The following is a 14,931-nucleotide window of genomic DNA, read 5'->3' on the forward strand; positions in this document are numbered from 1 at the left end:
AGATCAGAACCCATGGCTGACTACGACCTCATCATCAAGGGCGGAACAGTGGCGACCGCGACCGACACGTTCAGGGCCGATATCGGCATCAGGGACGGCAGGATCGCAGCGCTCGGTCTTGGACTGGAAGGGGCCGCGAGGACAATCGATGCGACCGGCAAGCTGGTTCTGCCGGGCGGTATCGAGACTCATTGCCATATCGAGCAGGAATCGGCCACCGGGGCCATGACATCGGACGACTACTATTCCGGCAGTGTTTCGGCAGCTTTCGGCGGCAATTCAACCATCGTTCCGTTTGCCGCCCAGCATCGCGGCCAGACAATCGCCGATGTCATCCGGACCTATGACGACCGGGCAGCGCCGAAATCCGTTCTCGATTATTCCTACCACCTGATCGTTTCCGACCCGACAGAAACCGTCCTCAACGAAGAACTGCCGATGGCGTTCGATCGCGGCATCACGTCGTTCAAGGTCTTCATGACCTACGACAAGCTGATCGTTTCCGACGAGGCGATGCTCGACATTCTGGTCACCGCCAGGGAAAACGGCGCGCTGACGATGGTCCACGCTGAAAACAATGCGCTCATCAAGTGGATGGTGCAGCGTTTGATTGCACGTGGTTACGACGCACCGAAATTTCATGCGGTCAGCCACCCGGCAGCATCGGAAGCCGAGGCCATTCAAAGAGGTATCGCACTGGCTTCCTTCGTCGAAGCGCCGCTTCTTTTCGTGCATGTTTCCACCGATGCAGGAGCCCGCGCCATTGCGGATGCGCGCATGAGCGGCCACATGATTTTCGGAGAAACCTGCCCTCAATACATGTTCCTCACCGCCGACGACCTCGACAGACCCGGGGCGGAAGGGGCGAAATTCTGCTGCTCGCCGCCGCTCAGGGACAAGGCCACGCAGGATATCCTGTGGCGTCACCTCAATGCCGGCACGCTGCAGCTCTATTCCTCGGACCACGCCCCCTACCGCTTCGATGAAACCGGCAAGCTGTCGAGCGGCAGCAATCCGCCCTTCAACAAGATTGCCAACGGACTGCCCGGGATCGAGATGCGGGCGCCGCTGCTCTTCTCCGAAGGCGTTGCAAAGGGCCGCCTGTCGCTGAATGCCTTCGTTGCCCTGACATCCAGCAACGCCGCGCGGCTTTTCGGAATGCAGGACCGCAAGGGCTCCATCGCCATCGGCCTGGATGCGGATATCGCGATCTGGGATCCGGAAAAGACAACCCGCGTCACCGCCGCCGGCATGCACGACAATATGGACTACACGCCGTTCGAGGGCATGGAACTGACCGGCTGGCCTGTCACCGTCCTCAACCGTGGCAATGTGATCGTCGACGGCGGGGAGCTGAAAGCGGAGCGCGGCGCCGGTCAATTCATCAAGCGCCGGCCATTTGACGGCACCGGCTTTGTTCCGTCCCGCGCATCCGAAATGGTGCCGGAAACGAATTTTGGCGCTCACCTTTTCTAGGTCCGTTTCGACATGCAGAAAAAAATCCTGGTCGTGAATCCGAATTCCAATCCCGCGGTCACCGAAGGCTTCTCGGAGGCTGTTGAGCCGCTGCGCGTCGCGGGAGGTCCGCTGATCGAGTGTGTCACCCTGGAAAGCGGCCCATTCGGGGTCGAAACGCAGCAGGATGTCGACAGCGTGATCCTGCCCTTGCGCGATCTCATGCTCAGCCGGCAGGACGCGGATGCCTTCGTTATCGCCTGCTACTCCGACCCGGGCCTGGCAACCTGCCGAGAAGCCGTTTCAAAGCCGGTGTTCGGCATTCAGGAAAGCGGTCTTTTCACGGCGCTCCAGAAAGGAGAGCGGGCCGGCGTGATCGCGCTCAGCCCCAGATCGATCGCCCGCCATCTCCCCTATGTGCGCAGGATGGGTGTGGAAAGCCGCCTTGCCGCGGAAAGGCCCCTGCATCTTTCCGTTGAAGCAGCGGAGCAGGACGAGGCGTTCGGACGTGTCCTTGAGGTGGCGACCGAGCTCAAGGACATGGACTTCGCGGATACGCTCGTTCTTGGCTGCGCCGGAATGGCCCGGCATCGCCAAAAGCTTGAAAAGGCCGTAGGATTGCCGGTGACCGACCCCACTCAGGCAGCAGTCGGACAGGCGCTGGGAACAGTGCTTCTGACACCCTAGGTGATGGACTCATAAATGAGACTGAAATGGCATGCGAAATGGCGAAATCCCGTCAGGAAGGGTGTGCGAAGCGGGCTTTCTGCCCGGTCAAGCACGCTGACGCCGCGGGGTGAAGCCATTTCCATCTCCTTCGGATTTGACCGGCTTGCTTCTCCTCCGCGTTGCGAAAGGCTTGAAAATGAAGCACATTTCCTGCGCTTCCGCGCCTTGATGAGACGCAAGCCGTCTCAAACCATTCCTGCCTCTTTTATGAGGCCATCACCTAGACCCGAGAACATGCCCGGAGCAGCGCTTGAAGATTACCCGGAAGAATGACCTGAGCCTCCGGTTGCTGGAGATCTTCGAAGCGCTGATGCGCTGCCAGACGACGGTCGGTGCGGCCGAAGATCTCGGTATCTCCCAGCCGGCGGTGTCCAACGGCATCAGTACCCTGGAAAAACAGCTCGGTTTTCCCCTGTTCGAGCGAACCGGACGCAAGTTGCAGCCGACGGAGGATGCACGGTTGTTTCTTGCCGAAGTCGAACCGCTGTTTTCGATCCTGCGCAATATCGAGACGGAAGCGCGCGAACTGCGTGCCGCCAAATCCGGACGGCTCAGGCTGTCGACGACACCCCCGCTCGGCCACGGGGCCTTGCCGAGCATTCTGTCTGCCTTTCTGGAAGATCGTCCCAACGCAACGGTTCGCTACTCCGTGCGCCGGCTCGAAACCGTTCTGCAGAACGTCAAGATGGGCATTGTCGACATGGGCTTTGTCCTTGGTCTGAGAACCCACCTGGATCTTGATGTCATCGAACTGGCCGAGCAGAACATGGTCTGCGTGCTGCCGAACGGGCACCCGCTCGAATCGCTTCCGGTTGTCAGTCCTCAGGACCTTGCAGGCAGCCGCCTGATCGGCCTGGAGAGCCATATCGGCACCACGATCCGCCATGCCTTTGAGGAAACCGGCGCTCCCTTCGACGCCAAGGTGGAAGCCCGATACTGCCACACGGCGTGTATCCTGGCCGCGCAGGGTATCGGTGCGGCGGTCGTCGATCCCTATTCGGCTCTCTTTGCCAGCAATCTCAATATCGTGACGCGGCCGTTCGTGCCCGAGACGAAAATCGTCGCCAGTGTCGCCGTCCGGCGCGGCGCAAACATGCCGCGGATCGCGATCGATTTCATCGAGAACGTCAAGCGGGAACTCGCCCGCAAGACCCCGTCCGACCTGATGTAAAACGCATGTCCTGCATGCCCGATCTGACGCGGTGAAAGCGGACACAAAGCCCTTCATATTCGGTCAACGCGATGCGGTGGAAATCGTGATCAGCGCACACATCTGCCCGGGTCGAACGCGGCAGACACGGTTTACCAGGCGCTTGACTCGTACCGCAGCGGGGATCATTCCCTTGTTGGATTCAACAAAGGGGCGGACAGCGGCATGACGCAGACACTTGAAAACATGACCCTTGTCGTAACCGGGGCAGCAAGCGGTATCGGACGCGCGATTGCCGTGGAAGCGGCAAGGCGGGGTGCGCGGAAACTTGTTGCCACAGATATCGACAACGACGGTCTGGCCGCCCTTTCCGCCATCCTGCCGGACCGGACCGAATTGATCTGCGTTACGGCGAACCTCGCCAACCCTGAAGCCGCCGCAATGATCGCCGAGCGGGCACGGACAGGCTTCGGCGGCATCGACGGGCTGGTCAATGCTGCAGGCATCACGACCCGCGCCGGCTTCCTGGACGGAACGCCACAGACCTTCGATGACGTCTTCGCCATCAACACCCGCGCGCCGTTCCTGTTGATGCAACAGGCGATCCGGGACATGCGGTCGCGCGCGCAAAGCGGCACAATCGTCAATATCCAGTCGATGAACGCGCATTGCGGCGCGCCTGACCTTGCGATCTATTCCGCCTCAAAGGGTGCATTGCAGACCCTGACCAAGAACGCGGCCAACGCCCACATCGCCGACGGTATCCGCGTGAACGGCATCAATCTGGGCTGGGTCCTGACCGAGGCCGAACACAACATGCAGGCGAATGTTCTGGGCGGCGGCGAGGACTGGGCCGAAAGGGTAGCGCCGACGCGTCCCCTGGGCCGGCTTCTCAACGCGGAAGAGACCGCCAACCTGGCGCTCTATCTTCTCTCGCCGGCCTCCGCGCCGATGACAGGCGTCAATCTCGATTTCGAGCAATCCGTGGTCGGTGCACCTGCGTGACGCCGATCATGCGCCTGGGGGCGGCGCGGTGCTTGCGCGCACGATCAACTCCACCGGAACCGGCGTTTCAGCCGTCTCGTCCCTGTCTTTCTGACCAAGCCTGTCAAGCAGGACCTTTGCGGCACGCAGCCCCATCTGCTGACGGTCCTGCCGGATCGTGGTCAAGGCGGGCACGGAGTATCCGGACATCTCGATGTCATCGAAACCGACAACGGAGATGTCTTCCGGAATCCGCAAGCCTTCCTCCGTCAAGCCAGCGATCAGACCGAAGGCGACCATGTCCGCCGAACAGAAGACGGCTGTGGGGCGATTGTCCATCGCGACAATGCGGGCCGCGGCGGCATAGCCGGATTCCACCGAGAAATCGCCTCTGATGATCCAGTCCGCGGGTGCGGGAAGGTCGAGCCGGTCGCGTTCCGCCAGCATCGCCTCGCGGCGCGCCGTTGTCAGAACATTGCCGTCGGGGCCGGTCACATGCGCGATCTTGCGATGGCCGAGCGCGTGCAGATGCCGGATCGCCAGCCGCGCACCTTCGGCATTGTCGCTCGTGATCACGGGAAAATCCTGACCGGCAATCCACTCGCACAAAAATACGATTCTCTCTCCCGCGCCCACATCGGTGCACGCATCCAATGCCGAGGCAGAGAGCCGTCCATCAAGCACCACCGCGCCGTCGATCCTGCCATCAAGAAAGTTCTCAGCAAGCGTCGAATCGTGAAACGGGTTGGTTTCCGTGTCGGTGATCAAAACGGAAAAGTCTGTTTCTGCGAACCCTTCGCTGATACCGGCCAGAATCCCGGAATAAAACGGTTTACCGAGGTTCGGCACGAGAACAAGAACGGCATTTGCCCGCTGCAGCCGCAGATTTCGCGCTGCCTGGTTGACCCGGTAACCCGTGCTTTGAATGGCATGGCGAACGGCTTCCCTGGTGCGCTCGCTGACCAGGGCGGGGTTGGTCAGAACCCGGCTGACTGTCGTTGGGGAAACCCCGGCAACCCGGGCAATGTCCTGTATCGTTGCAGGCTTCTGAATCATGCTCTCTTTTCGCCATCCATCATTTTTTTGGTTGACACTAATCTTCTGTTTTGTCGATTATGAAATCGATTTCATGATTAGAAAAGGGCTCTATGGGGTATTTTTCGTCCGTATGAAATCGATTTCAAGGCGCTTTTTTGCACTTGAGGAGGATGTGATGGTTCCTTCGCGGTCGAAGACGAACGATGCGAGGATCTCATGAACGCGGCGGCGCATTTCGACTTCTCCGGAACCCGCGTCATCGTGATCGGAGCGAGCCGAGGCGGAATTGGCGCGTCAATTGCCCGCGCGTTTCAGGACGCAGGCGCCGATGTTGAGATCACCGGTGCGGAGCCCGCATGCCTGCCGGAGGATGCTGTCCGTTTCCCCTATACCCAGCTCGACGTCACGGACACGTCCGCCGTCGAGCGTTTTGCCGGTGAGCGGAGCGAGATAGATGTGCTGGTCAATTGCGCCGCGATCACCCGGCGGGGCGAGGAGATGGCAATCGACTTCTTCCAGCATGTGCTCGACGTGAACCTCGTCGGCTCACTGCGCTGCGCCAAGGCCCTGCATGACGCCCTGTCGAGGCGCCGCGGCAGCGTCATCAACATTGCGTCCATGTATGCCCGGTTCGGCTCGCCCCGCAATCCGGCCTACGGGTCTTCAAAGGCCGGCATCGAACAGTTGACCAAGTCGCTGGCGATTGCATGGGCTCCCGACGGCATTCGCGTGAACGCGATCGCCCCCGGCTTCATCGTGACAGAACAATCCGCACGCGCCCGGCAGGATCCGGCTTTCACCGAAGCCGTCGAAACGCGCACACCGCTGAGGCGATGGGGGCAGCCGGACGACATTGCCGGCCTGACGCTGTTCCTGGCGTCGGACGCCGCGGCATTCATGACCGGGACATGTGTTCCCGTGGATGGAGGCTATTCCGTTGTTTGAGGAGACACGCCTTGACTGAGATTTCCAAAATCACCGCGGCGGTCATCGGCACCGGATTTATCGGCACCGTCCACGTGCAGGCGTTGCGCCGCCTCGGTGTCAGTGTTGCCGGCGTGCTCGGGTCCTCGCCCGCACGCAGCACCGCCCGCGCAGCCGATATCGGCGTTGAAAAAGGCTACGCCTCCCTGGAAGAGCTGTTGTCGGACCGGAGCGTTGACGTTGTCCACGTGACGTCCCCGAACCAGCTGCATCACCCGCAGGTCAAGGCCATCATCTCCGCGGGAAAACACGTCATTTGTGAAAAACCGCTGGCCATGACAAGCGAACAATCGGCGGAAATGGCCGAACTCGCCAGGGCATCGGGAAAGATCTGCGCCGTCTGCTACAATATCAGGTTCTATCCGCTGAACCAGCAGGCACACGCTATGGTCGGCGCCGGCGATCTCGGCGACATTCGTTTCGTGACCGGGCACTATCACCAGGACTGGCTCGCCAAGGCGACCGACTGGAACTGGCGCCTGCAATCCGAAGTCGGTGGTGCGCTGAGGTCCGTCGGCGACATCGGCACGCATTGGGTGGATCTGACGAGCTTCATCACCGGAATGAAGGCAAGCGCGGTGTTTGCCGACCTGATGACGTTCCTGCCCGAGCGGCAGCGCCCCGCAGGTCCGGTCGAAACGTTTTCAAGCGCAGAGGGCGCGACCCGCGCCGTTTCGATCGATACCGACGACGCTTCTGCCATCATCATGCGCTACGGCAATGGTGCCCGGGGTGTGCTGACCACCTCGCAGATCAATATCGGCCGCAAGAATTCGCTGCACTGGGACATTGCCGGGAGCACGGCCAGTGCCGCCTGGGACAGCGAGACGCCGGATCACCTCTTCGTCGGGCACAGGGATGCCCCCAATCAGACCCTCATGCGCGACTTCACCCTGATGAACGAGACCGGAACCCGCGCAGCCTCGCTGCCACCGGGCCATGTCGAGGGGTTCGCCGACAGCTTCTTTGCGTTTTTTCGCGCGGTCTATTCCGACATTGCGGCCGGCAGCCGGACAGCTCAGAGCACCTGGGCAACGTTCGACGACGGTCACTACGAGATGCGCTTCTGCGACGCTGTATTGAAATCGGCGCGGCAGGGACGCTGGGTGGATCTGGACGAGATTTGAGGAAACGGCGATGAAACTCGGACTGCTGACTGCACCATTCGAATCCGTTGACCTGATGGAGGTCGCGGCCTGGTCCGGCGCGAACGGCTTCTGTGCACTTGAAGTCGCCTGCTGGCCCTCATCAGGCGGCGACAAGCGGCGCTACGCCGGGACCAGCCACATCAATGTGGACGGACTGAGCGCCGATCAGGCGAAGGAGATCCGGGACAGGCTGGACGGACACGGCCTGGAGATTTCGGGACTTGGCTATTATCCAAATCCGCTCCACGCCGATGCCGGTCACCGCGACGAGGTGATCGGGCATCTGAAGAAAGTCATCACGGCTGCGGGCCTCATGGGCGTGCCGGTCGTCAACACCTTTGTCGGCGGCGACCGGACGCTGACCGTCGACGACAACTGGGAGCGCGCAACCCGGATCTTTTCACCGATCGTGGACCACGCCCGGGACGAAGGCGTGCGGCTCTGCTTTGAAAACTGTCCGATGATCTTCAGCTATGACGAATGGCCGGGTGGCCACAATATCGCCTATTCGCCAAAAATCTGGCGGCGGATTTTCGAAGAATGGGGTGATGCGGTGGGCATGAATTTCGACCCGTCGCACCTGATATGGCAGTTCATCGACCAGACACGCTTCATCAAGGAGTTCGGCCCGCAGATCGCCCATGTCCACGCCAAGGACCTGATGGTGGATCACGACGGGCTGTACGAGAACGGCATCATGTCGGCCGGGATGGGCTGGCAGGTGCCGCGCCTGTGCGGGCTCGGCGATGTGGACTGGTCCAACTTCTTTTCCGGCCTTTACCGCGCCGGATATGACGGCCCGGTAATCATAGAGCACGAGGACCGTCTCTTCGAAGGCACGGATGAAAAGGTCAAGCGCGGTTTTCTGCTGGCGCGCGACGTTCTGCAGCCATTCATCAAATAGAAGGGCGAAACGCCCCGGGAACTTCACACGAACGTTCACATGGGAGGAACTGAAAATGAAGAAACAAATCGCAGGTGCGGCGGCCCTCGCCATCGCAGCGACGCTCACGCCGGCCGCATTTGCCGCCGACTACACCATCGGTGTGTCCAATACCGTTCAGGGCAACGGCTGGCGCGAGGAAATGATCTGCGCGATGCGCGCGCAAGCGCTGGTGGAAGCGGATGTCTCGAACCTGATCGTGGCGCATCGCAACACCGATTCCGCCGGTCAGCTTGAGGATATCAACAACCTGATCGAAGCAGGCGTCGACGCCATCGTTCTGAACCCCTCCAATCCGGACGCCCTGAATTCGGCGCTGAATGCGGCGATGGAAAAAGGCATTGTCGTTGTCGCTGTTGATGCAGGCGTTACCGCTGACGGCGCGTATATCCTGTCCAACAACCAGGAGGAATACGCCTATCTTGGTGCCAAATGGCTTTTCGAACAGCTGGGCGGAAAAGGCGACGTTGTCTACATGCGCGGTATCGCCGGTGTCTCCGCGGACACGGACCGCGACAACGGCTTCAAGCGTGCGCTGGCGGAACATCCCGACATCAAGGTCGTGCACGAAGTCTTCACGGGCTGGCAGCAGGACCAGGGCAAACAGCAGATGTTCGATTTCCTGGCCACCGGCATCCCCTTTGACGGTGTCTGGACTTCGGGCATCGACAACGTGATCGTGGACGCCTTTGTCGAATCGGGAGCACCGCTGGTGCCGATAGTCGGTGCGGACAATGCCGGCTTCGTTCAGTATCTGACCGAGGTCGACGGCTTGACCGGTGCGGCGGTGACGAATCCCGGTTCTGTCGGCGGTGCGGGCGTTGCGCTTGCGGTCGACATACTGAACGGCAGTCCCCCGGCTGAAAAAACGGTGCTTGTGAACCCGGTTCTGTGGGAAAACGCGTCCGATGAAGGCCGTGCCACGATCAAGGCTGCGCAGAATCCGAATCTCGACCCCGAGTGGCCGGTTTCAGTCTCCGTGCCGGGCTGGACCGATTACACGATGGATCAGATCATCGCCTGCAAGGGCCCGGGCGACAGCTGAGATCCGCGTTCAAATGCCCCGCCCACCTGTTGGGCGGGGCCCCTGAAAGACCAATTCGAAGAGCGCGCATGAGCGGAACCCAGCTACTTGATGCGACCGGCATCGCCAAGGCCTTCGGTGCGGTCCGGGCGCTGACCGATGCCGGACTGTCTCTTTCAGAAGGCGAAATCGTCGCCCTGATGGGAGCAAACGGCGCAGGCAAGTCGACCTTCGTGAAAATCATCACCGGGGCGCTCCGGCCCGACAGCGGCAAGGTGCTCATTCGCGGACGGGAAGCGCGGGTGGGCAGTCCTGCCGAGGCGCGGCGCTCCGGTCTTGTTCCTGTCTATCAGGAACCTTCCCTGATCCCCGACCTCGATGTCGCCGACAATCTTCGTTTGACCGATACGCGCGTCGATCCTTTCATGCGCTGGGTTGGCGAACTCGGCATTGCCGATCTCGAACTGTCAGACATGATCGGCGATTTGCCGCTTGCGACCCTTCGTATCCTCGACCTTGCGCGCGCACTGGCCAGCAAGCCCGACGTGCTCCTGCTGGACGAAATGACCGCGGCCCTGCCGACCGATCTGGTCGACCGGGTGCTGAAGGTAACCCGCGAGCAAGCCGACAGCGGCATGGGCGTGATCTATGTTTCCCATCGCTTCAGCGAGATTTCCGAACTGTGCGACCGGGCATCGGTGCTGCGCGACGGCAAGACGGTCGGCGATCTGAAGATCGAAAGCGGTGTTGAACAACGCGCCGTGGAGCTGATGCTGGGGCAGAAACTGGAGCTTGGCAATCGAGGCGTTGCCGAAACACGCAGCCGCACGGAGGCGGCACCCCGCGTACGCGTGCGCGACCTTGCAATCGCGCCCAGGGTGACCGGCATCACGTTCGACCTTTATCCGGCAGAAGTGCTCGGCGTGGTCGCGCTGGAAGGACAGGGACAGGACGAACTCTTCGACTGCATGGCCGGTTTCCTGCCGCCAAGCTCGGGTGAAATCGAAATCAACGGGAAGCCGGCCGATTTTCACCATCCGGCGGATGCCATCGCTGCCGGCCTCAAATTCGTTCCCGGGGACAGGGCGGACGCGCTCCTTGCGCAGAGATCAGTGCGCGAGAACATCGCCCTGCCCTTTTCCGCGCGATTGAGGAACTGGGGAAACCTCAAGCTTCAGCGCGAACGGGAGCGCGTCGCACATGCGATTGAAAAACTGCAGATCGACACACGCGCGCAGGGAGAAGTCCAACGGCTCTCCGGGGGCAATCAGCAGAAGGTGACCATCGGGCGATGGCTGGCCACGGGAGTGGATACGCTGTTGCTGTTCGACCCGACGCGCGGCATTGATGTGCGCACAAAGCGTCAGATCTACCCCCTTGTCAGGGAACTTGCCCAGCAGGGAGCGTCGGTCCTCTTCTACACCTCCGAGCTTGAGGAAATCGCGCTCGCTTGCGACCGCGCCATCGTCATCTTCAACGGCCGGGTCGTCGATGTGATCGATGCGGCAGATGCCGACGATCAGACCCTGCTCCATGCGGCTTACGGGCTCACGGCGCAAGAGGGGGCAGCGTGAGCGATCTGATCAGGAAAAATGCCTGGGTGGCCGGGCTGGTTGTTCTTCTGGCGGCATTGCTTGCCATCACAAAGATCATCCAGCCGTCCTTCGGCGCGTCCGGGCTGGAGAGCGTCGCGCGCGCGGCACTGCCCTTCGCATTTGCGACTGCGGGCATGGCGGTGGTGGTCATCGTCGGCGGCATCGATCTGTCGGTCGCTTCAATGATGGCCGTTTGCGCGGTAACGGCAGCCGTCCTGATGGAAAAGATATCCGGTGTGCCGGCCGTCATGATCGTGCTGGCGCTGGGGCTGGCAATGGGACTGATCAACGGTGCACTGATCGTGGTAACACGGGTGCCGGATATTGTCGTGACGCTGGCGATGCTCTTTGTCTGGGAGGGCGCTGCGCTTCTGATTCTCGAGACGCCGGGCGGATCGACGTCTGAATGGCTGCAGACCGGTATCCGCGGCAGCCTGGTTCCCGGATTGCCGAATGCACTCGTGATCATTGCCGCAGCCGTCGCCCTGGTCTGGGTCCCGCTCCGGCGGTCCCGGCTGGGGATCTCGATCTATGCAACCGGATCGAACGAACGGGCGGCATTCCGATCCGGGGTCGATGTCGGGCGCACGCGAATCCTGGCTTACGGCGTGTGCGGCATGTTCTGCGCATTCGGAGGCCTCAGCCTGGCTTCGCTCACGGGTATCGGCGAACCCGTTCCCGGTCCCTATCTGATGGCATCCGTCGCCGCCGTGGTTCTTGGCGGTGTGGTTCTGGGGGGCGGGCGTGGCGGGCTGCTCGGTCCGATCATTGCCGTCTTCATCCTGCGGATCGTGCGCACGATCCTGACGCTTCTCGCCGTGGACCCGAATGTCACAACCATCATTGAAGGAACCATCATGGTTTGCGTGGTGATGCTGGGTACGGCTTTGACCTTGCGGGGGGCCAGGAAATGAACACGGCGGCAACAGACCCGGCCCTGGTACGCTTCGGGCGTTATCTGCGCGACAATCCGGTTGTCCCGCTGCTGGCGTTCCTGCTCCTGCTGATCGTCATGCTTGAAATCATGCGGCCCGGGATCGTGACTCCCTTCCGTGCCGGGCGGGACGGCCTGATTTCGGCCTTCTGGGTGGGGAACCTGATCAAGTTCGCGATACCGCTCGCAATGCTCGCCGCCTGCCAGGTGCTGACGATGCTGACCGCGGGCATCGACCTGTCTGCCGGCATCACAGCGACGGTGGCCGCCTTTGTGTGCGCCACGCTGAGCTCGATCTGGGGTGTTGCCCCTGCCGTTTTCGTCGCTCTTTCCACCGGCCTGATCGTCGGGCTTGTCAACGGCATCGGTGTTGGCCTTGTCCGCGTGCACCCCCTGATCATGACACTTGGCACGGGACTTATCGCGACCGGCTGCCTGCAGGTTTACCAGCGCCTCGTCATCAATGCCGGGTCAGAAATTCCGGCCTTCCTTTCGTGGCTCGGAACCGGCCGCACGCTGTCGATGCCGAACGGACTATTCCTGTTCGTGCCGTTTGCACTGTTCATCTTCTGGCTGTTGCGCTTCACCGGTTTCGGCAGGCTGCTGTTTGCACTTGGCTCGAACGAGAACGCCGCCAGACTGTCGGGGGTTCGCGCGTGGCAGGTTTATGTCGCGCTCTATGTGCTATCGGGTCTGATCGCGGCCATGGCCGGCCTGCTTTACCTGGGCATGATCCGCCAGACGTCGCTCAGTCTCGCAAACCCGCTGCTGCTGCCCTCCGTTGCTGCCGCCGTGATCGGAGGCACTTCCATATTCGGCGGACGCGGCAGTTTTGCCGGTGCGATTGTCGGCGCGCTGATCATTCGCGTTCTCGACACGATGCTGACGCTGATGCAGATGCCCGAAGGCGCGCGGACCGTATTGTTTGGCGCCGTCATTCTCGCCGTGACCGCGATCTATGTCAGGATCACTGCAAGCCGCTAGCAATGCCGGCGCAAGCCGGACAGCCGCCGAACCGGGACTCTCAGTTTTTTTGCTTCCGAAACCTCGACGGAACAGTTTGTCCGTTCAAAACTGTCGATGTGAGAGCATTTTCCGGCACCGCATTTCGATGAGGCGGATACGGGAAACGGAACGGCCATTTTCCGCGCGATGCAATGTCAATCGATCTGTTCCAGATCTTCTTCAAGCTCGCTCATATCCTCGCCGCCGGCCATGAGATTGAGAACTTCCTCGCGAGACTTTTCTCCCCGGTTGAAAGACGCCGCGACTTCTCCCTGGATCAGAACAACGAAGGTGTCGCCGACGCTCATGGCGTGGCGCGCGTTGTGCGTGATGAAGACGATGCCCGCCCCGTTCTGACGCGCAATCCTCATCATTTTCAGTACCATCGCGGCTTCCTTGACACCCAGGGCCGATGTCGGCTCATCAAGGATCAGCATCTTGGCACCAAAATACATCGCCCGCCCGATCGCCAGAACCTGGCGTTCACCGCCGGACATGGTTCCGACAAGCTGCTCTCCGCTGGTCACCCGAGTGAGGCCGAATTTCTGCATCTGATCCACCGCAACTTCGTTGGCAAGCCGGGTGTCGATGCTTTGAAACGGCCAACGGCCCTTGACGGGTTCAGCGCCCAGAAAGAAGTTGCGGCCAACACTCATCAGCGGGATGGATCCGACATCCTGATGGACTGTCGCGATGCCGCGCTGGCGCGCTTCGCGCGGCGTCGCAAATCTGGTTGTTTTTCCCTCGAACAACAGTGTTCCGGACGTTGGCTGGTGATAGCCGGAGAGGACCTTGATCAGGGTCGACTTGCCGGCACCATTATCGCCCAGAAGGCAAAGGATCTTGCCCGGTTCGACCTGCATCGACACTTGTTTCAGAGCCTTGGTGGACCCGAAAAACTTGTCGACGTCGCGCAATTCCATGAGAGGCTGAGACATGGCGGATCCTATTTGCTTGAGAGCGCCAGCCGGCGGACATAATTGTTGGCCAGAACGGCCGCCGCAAGCAGAAGACCAAGGAACAATTGGATCCAATCCGTGTTCCAGCCTGTGTAGAAGATGCCGCTGGAAATGACACCGAACAACGCCGTGCCTAGGACGATGCCGGTGACACTGCCATAGCCGCCGGTCAGGAGAACGCCGCCGATAACAACCACAATCGGTGCCTGGAACACGAAGCCCATGCCGTAGGTCGCGTTGCCTGAATTCCATTGGACACCTTGAAGGATGCCGACAAGCGCGGCGGCAAGTCCGGTCGCGATGAACAGACTGATCTTGACCCGCTGCACCGGAACACCTGCCCCCCGGGCCGCGTCCAGATTTCCGCCCGTCGCATAGATCCAGTTGCCGAAAACACTGCGGCTCAATACCCGGTAGCCGATATAGGCAACGAGAAGCCACCAGAGGATGGAGATATTGGCCTGCCCCCAACGCGCCGCGAAAACGAATTTTGCACTGTCGGAAGCCACAATCGAGCTTGAGGTGACATTGGCGATCAGGCGTGAGACACCCATTGTTGCACCGATCACGATGAAGTTGGTCGCCAGGGTGACAATGAAAGACGGCAGTTTGGTCTTGACGACCGCGAGGCCGTTCGCCAACCCGATCAGGCCTCCGGCAGCCAGTGCCAGGAACACCATCGGCCAGATAGGCAAATCGTATTGGTTGGTTCCAAGCGCCAGAATCATCGACGCCGCCCCGACGGTCGACCCGATCGAAAGGTCGAATTCTCCAGAAATCATCAAGAGCCCAACCGGGATCGCGACAATTCCCAGTTCGGCGGCCAGATTGAGCCATCCGGCCGTGCCATTCACGGACACGAACCCCGTTCCGGGCGTTGCGAGTGCAAAGAAAAGGTAGGTTATGAGAAACGCTGCGAAAGCCCCTGCCTCGGGCCGCTTCATGAAATTCCTGAGCACATCTTTCTCCAGGTGAACTATGTC

15 protein-coding genes are annotated in these 14,931 nt (G+C 61.0%); 11 read left to right on the forward strand and 4 right to left on the reverse strand.

Annotated features, from left to right (window positions below):
- The first annotated feature begins 12 nt into the window (after nucleotides 1-12).
- Both hydA and RBB49_RS25685 read left to right on the forward strand, forming a co-directional pair.
- Nucleotides 13-1,476, forward strand: a complete 1,464-nt coding sequence (hydA, locus tag RBB49_RS25680; protein ID WP_306145797.1) for a dihydropyrimidinase — start codon at nucleotides 13-15, stop codon at nucleotides 1,474-1,476.
- Between the two features lie 12 nt (nucleotides 1,477-1,488).
- Nucleotides 1,489-2,142 carry an aspartate/glutamate racemase family protein gene (locus RBB49_RS25685; protein WP_306145798.1) on the forward strand — a complete coding sequence of 218 codons (654 nt, stop codon included), beginning with the start codon at nucleotides 1,489-1,491 and terminating at the stop codon, nucleotides 2,140-2,142.
- Here the strand turns inward: RBB49_RS25685 and RBB49_RS25690 are convergent.
- A complete protein-coding gene (locus tag RBB49_RS25690) occupies nucleotides 2,139-2,261 on the reverse strand; it encodes a hypothetical protein (protein WP_306145800.1) in 123 nt (40 codons plus the stop codon). The two genes, RBB49_RS25685 and RBB49_RS25690, sit on opposite strands and share 4 nt — an antisense overlap.
- A gap of 173 nt (nucleotides 2,262-2,434) precedes the next feature.
- Here RBB49_RS25690 and RBB49_RS25695 point away from each other — a divergent pair, with 173 nt between their 5' ends.
- Complete coding sequence (locus RBB49_RS25695) at nucleotides 2,435-3,355, forward strand: LysR family transcriptional regulator (protein ID WP_306145801.1); 921 nt, start codon at nucleotides 2,435-2,437, stop codon at nucleotides 3,353-3,355.
- A gap of 204 nt (nucleotides 3,356-3,559) precedes the next feature.
- The gene (locus RBB49_RS25700; RefSeq protein WP_306145802.1) at nucleotides 3,560-4,339 is read left to right on the forward strand and encodes an oxidoreductase; all 780 of its coding nucleotides are present in this window, start codon (nucleotides 3,560-3,562) and stop codon (nucleotides 4,337-4,339) included.
- 6 nt (nucleotides 4,340-4,345) lie between these two features.
- Here the strand turns inward: RBB49_RS25700 and RBB49_RS25705 are convergent, their stop codons facing one another.
- Complete coding sequence (locus tag RBB49_RS25705) at nucleotides 4,346-5,374, reverse strand: LacI family DNA-binding transcriptional regulator (RefSeq protein WP_306145803.1); 1,029 nt, start codon at nucleotides 5,372-5,374, stop codon at nucleotides 4,346-4,348.
- A gap of 198 nt (nucleotides 5,375-5,572) precedes the next feature.
- Between RBB49_RS25705 and RBB49_RS25710 the strand changes: the two genes are divergently transcribed.
- From RBB49_RS25710 to RBB49_RS25740, 7 genes are all read left to right on the forward strand, one after another.
- Nucleotides 5,573-6,301, forward strand: a complete 729-nt coding sequence (locus RBB49_RS25710; protein WP_306145804.1) for an SDR family NAD(P)-dependent oxidoreductase — start codon at nucleotides 5,573-5,575, stop codon at nucleotides 6,299-6,301.
- A gap of 11 nt (nucleotides 6,302-6,312) precedes the next feature.
- Nucleotides 6,313-7,467 (forward strand): Gfo/Idh/MocA family protein, encoded by a 1,155-nt coding sequence (locus tag RBB49_RS25715; RefSeq protein WP_306145805.1) that lies wholly within the window; start codon nucleotides 6,313-6,315, stop codon nucleotides 7,465-7,467.
- A gap of 10 nt (nucleotides 7,468-7,477) precedes the next feature.
- Entirely contained in the window at nucleotides 7,478-8,392 is a 915-nt protein-coding gene (locus tag RBB49_RS25720) for a sugar phosphate isomerase/epimerase (protein ID WP_306145806.1), read from the forward strand.
- 55 nt (nucleotides 8,393-8,447) lie between these two features.
- Nucleotides 8,448-9,476, forward strand: a complete 1,029-nt coding sequence (locus RBB49_RS25725) for an ABC transporter substrate-binding protein (RefSeq protein ID WP_306145807.1) — start codon at nucleotides 8,448-8,450, stop codon at nucleotides 9,474-9,476.
- Nucleotides 9,477-9,544: 68 nt separating this feature from the next.
- Entirely contained in the window at nucleotides 9,545-11,029 is a 1,485-nt protein-coding gene (locus RBB49_RS25730; protein WP_306145808.1) for a sugar ABC transporter ATP-binding protein, read from the forward strand.
- On the forward strand, nucleotides 11,026-11,964 hold the full coding sequence (locus tag RBB49_RS25735) for an ABC transporter permease (protein WP_306145809.1): 939 nt from the start codon (nucleotides 11,026-11,028) through the stop codon (nucleotides 11,962-11,964). Before RBB49_RS25730 ends, RBB49_RS25735 begins: the two co-directional genes overlap by 4 nt.
- Nucleotides 11,961-12,968: an ABC transporter permease gene (locus tag RBB49_RS25740; protein WP_306145810.1), complete on the forward strand. Its 1,008-nt coding sequence runs from the start codon at nucleotides 11,961-11,963 to the stop codon at nucleotides 12,966-12,968. Before RBB49_RS25735 ends, RBB49_RS25740 begins: the two co-directional genes overlap by 4 nt.
- Before the next feature lie 176 nt (nucleotides 12,969-13,144).
- Here the strand turns inward: RBB49_RS25740 and RBB49_RS25745 are convergent, their stop codons facing one another.
- Both RBB49_RS25745 and RBB49_RS25750 read right to left on the reverse strand, forming a co-directional pair.
- Entirely contained in the window at nucleotides 13,145-13,927 is a 783-nt protein-coding gene (locus tag RBB49_RS25745; RefSeq protein ID WP_306145811.1) for an ATP-binding cassette domain-containing protein, read from the reverse strand.
- Between the two features lie 8 nt (nucleotides 13,928-13,935).
- Nucleotides 13,936-14,907 (reverse strand): ABC transporter permease, encoded by a 972-nt coding sequence (locus RBB49_RS25750; protein WP_306145812.1) that lies wholly within the window; start codon nucleotides 14,905-14,907, stop codon nucleotides 13,936-13,938.
- Nucleotides 14,908-14,931: the final 24 nt, after the last annotated feature.

Origin of the sequence: Roseibium sp. MMSF_3412 (assembly GCF_030733265.1) — a bacterium.
Taxonomy (GTDB): Bacteria; Pseudomonadota; Alphaproteobacteria; order Rhizobiales; family Stappiaceae; genus Roseibium.

Excerpts from the sequence above, each read along its gene's own strand:
- hydA (WP_306145797.1), top strand. The coding sequence starts at position 13 with ATGGCTGACTACGACCTCATCATCAAGGGCGGAACAGTGGCGACCGCG.
- RBB49_RS25685 (WP_306145798.1), top strand. The coding sequence starts at position 1,489 with ATGCAGAAAAAAATCCTGGTCGTGAATCCGAATTCCAATCCCGCGGTC.
- RBB49_RS25690 (WP_306145800.1), bottom strand. The coding sequence starts at position 2,261 with ATGGCTTCACCCCGCGGCGTCAGCGTGCTTGACCGGGCAGAAAGCCCG.
- RBB49_RS25700 (WP_306145802.1), top strand. The coding sequence starts at position 3,560 with ATGACGCAGACACTTGAAAACATGACCCTTGTCGTAACCGGGGCAGCA.
- RBB49_RS25705 (WP_306145803.1), bottom strand. The coding sequence starts at position 5,374 with ATGATTCAGAAGCCTGCAACGATACAGGACATTGCCCGGGTTGCCGGG.
- RBB49_RS25710 (WP_306145804.1), top strand. The coding sequence starts at position 5,573 with ATGAACGCGGCGGCGCATTTCGACTTCTCCGGAACCCGCGTCATCGTG.
- RBB49_RS25720 (WP_306145806.1), top strand. The coding sequence starts at position 7,478 with ATGAAACTCGGACTGCTGACTGCACCATTCGAATCCGTTGACCTGATG.
- RBB49_RS25725 (WP_306145807.1), top strand. The coding sequence starts at position 8,448 with ATGAAGAAACAAATCGCAGGTGCGGCGGCCCTCGCCATCGCAGCGACG.
- RBB49_RS25730 (WP_306145808.1), top strand. The coding sequence starts at position 9,545 with ATGAGCGGAACCCAGCTACTTGATGCGACCGGCATCGCCAAGGCCTTC.
- RBB49_RS25740 (WP_306145810.1), top strand. The coding sequence starts at position 11,961 with ATGAACACGGCGGCAACAGACCCGGCCCTGGTACGCTTCGGGCGTTAT.
- RBB49_RS25745 (WP_306145811.1), bottom strand. The coding sequence starts at position 13,927 with ATGTCTCAGCCTCTCATGGAATTGCGCGACGTCGACAAGTTTTTCGGG.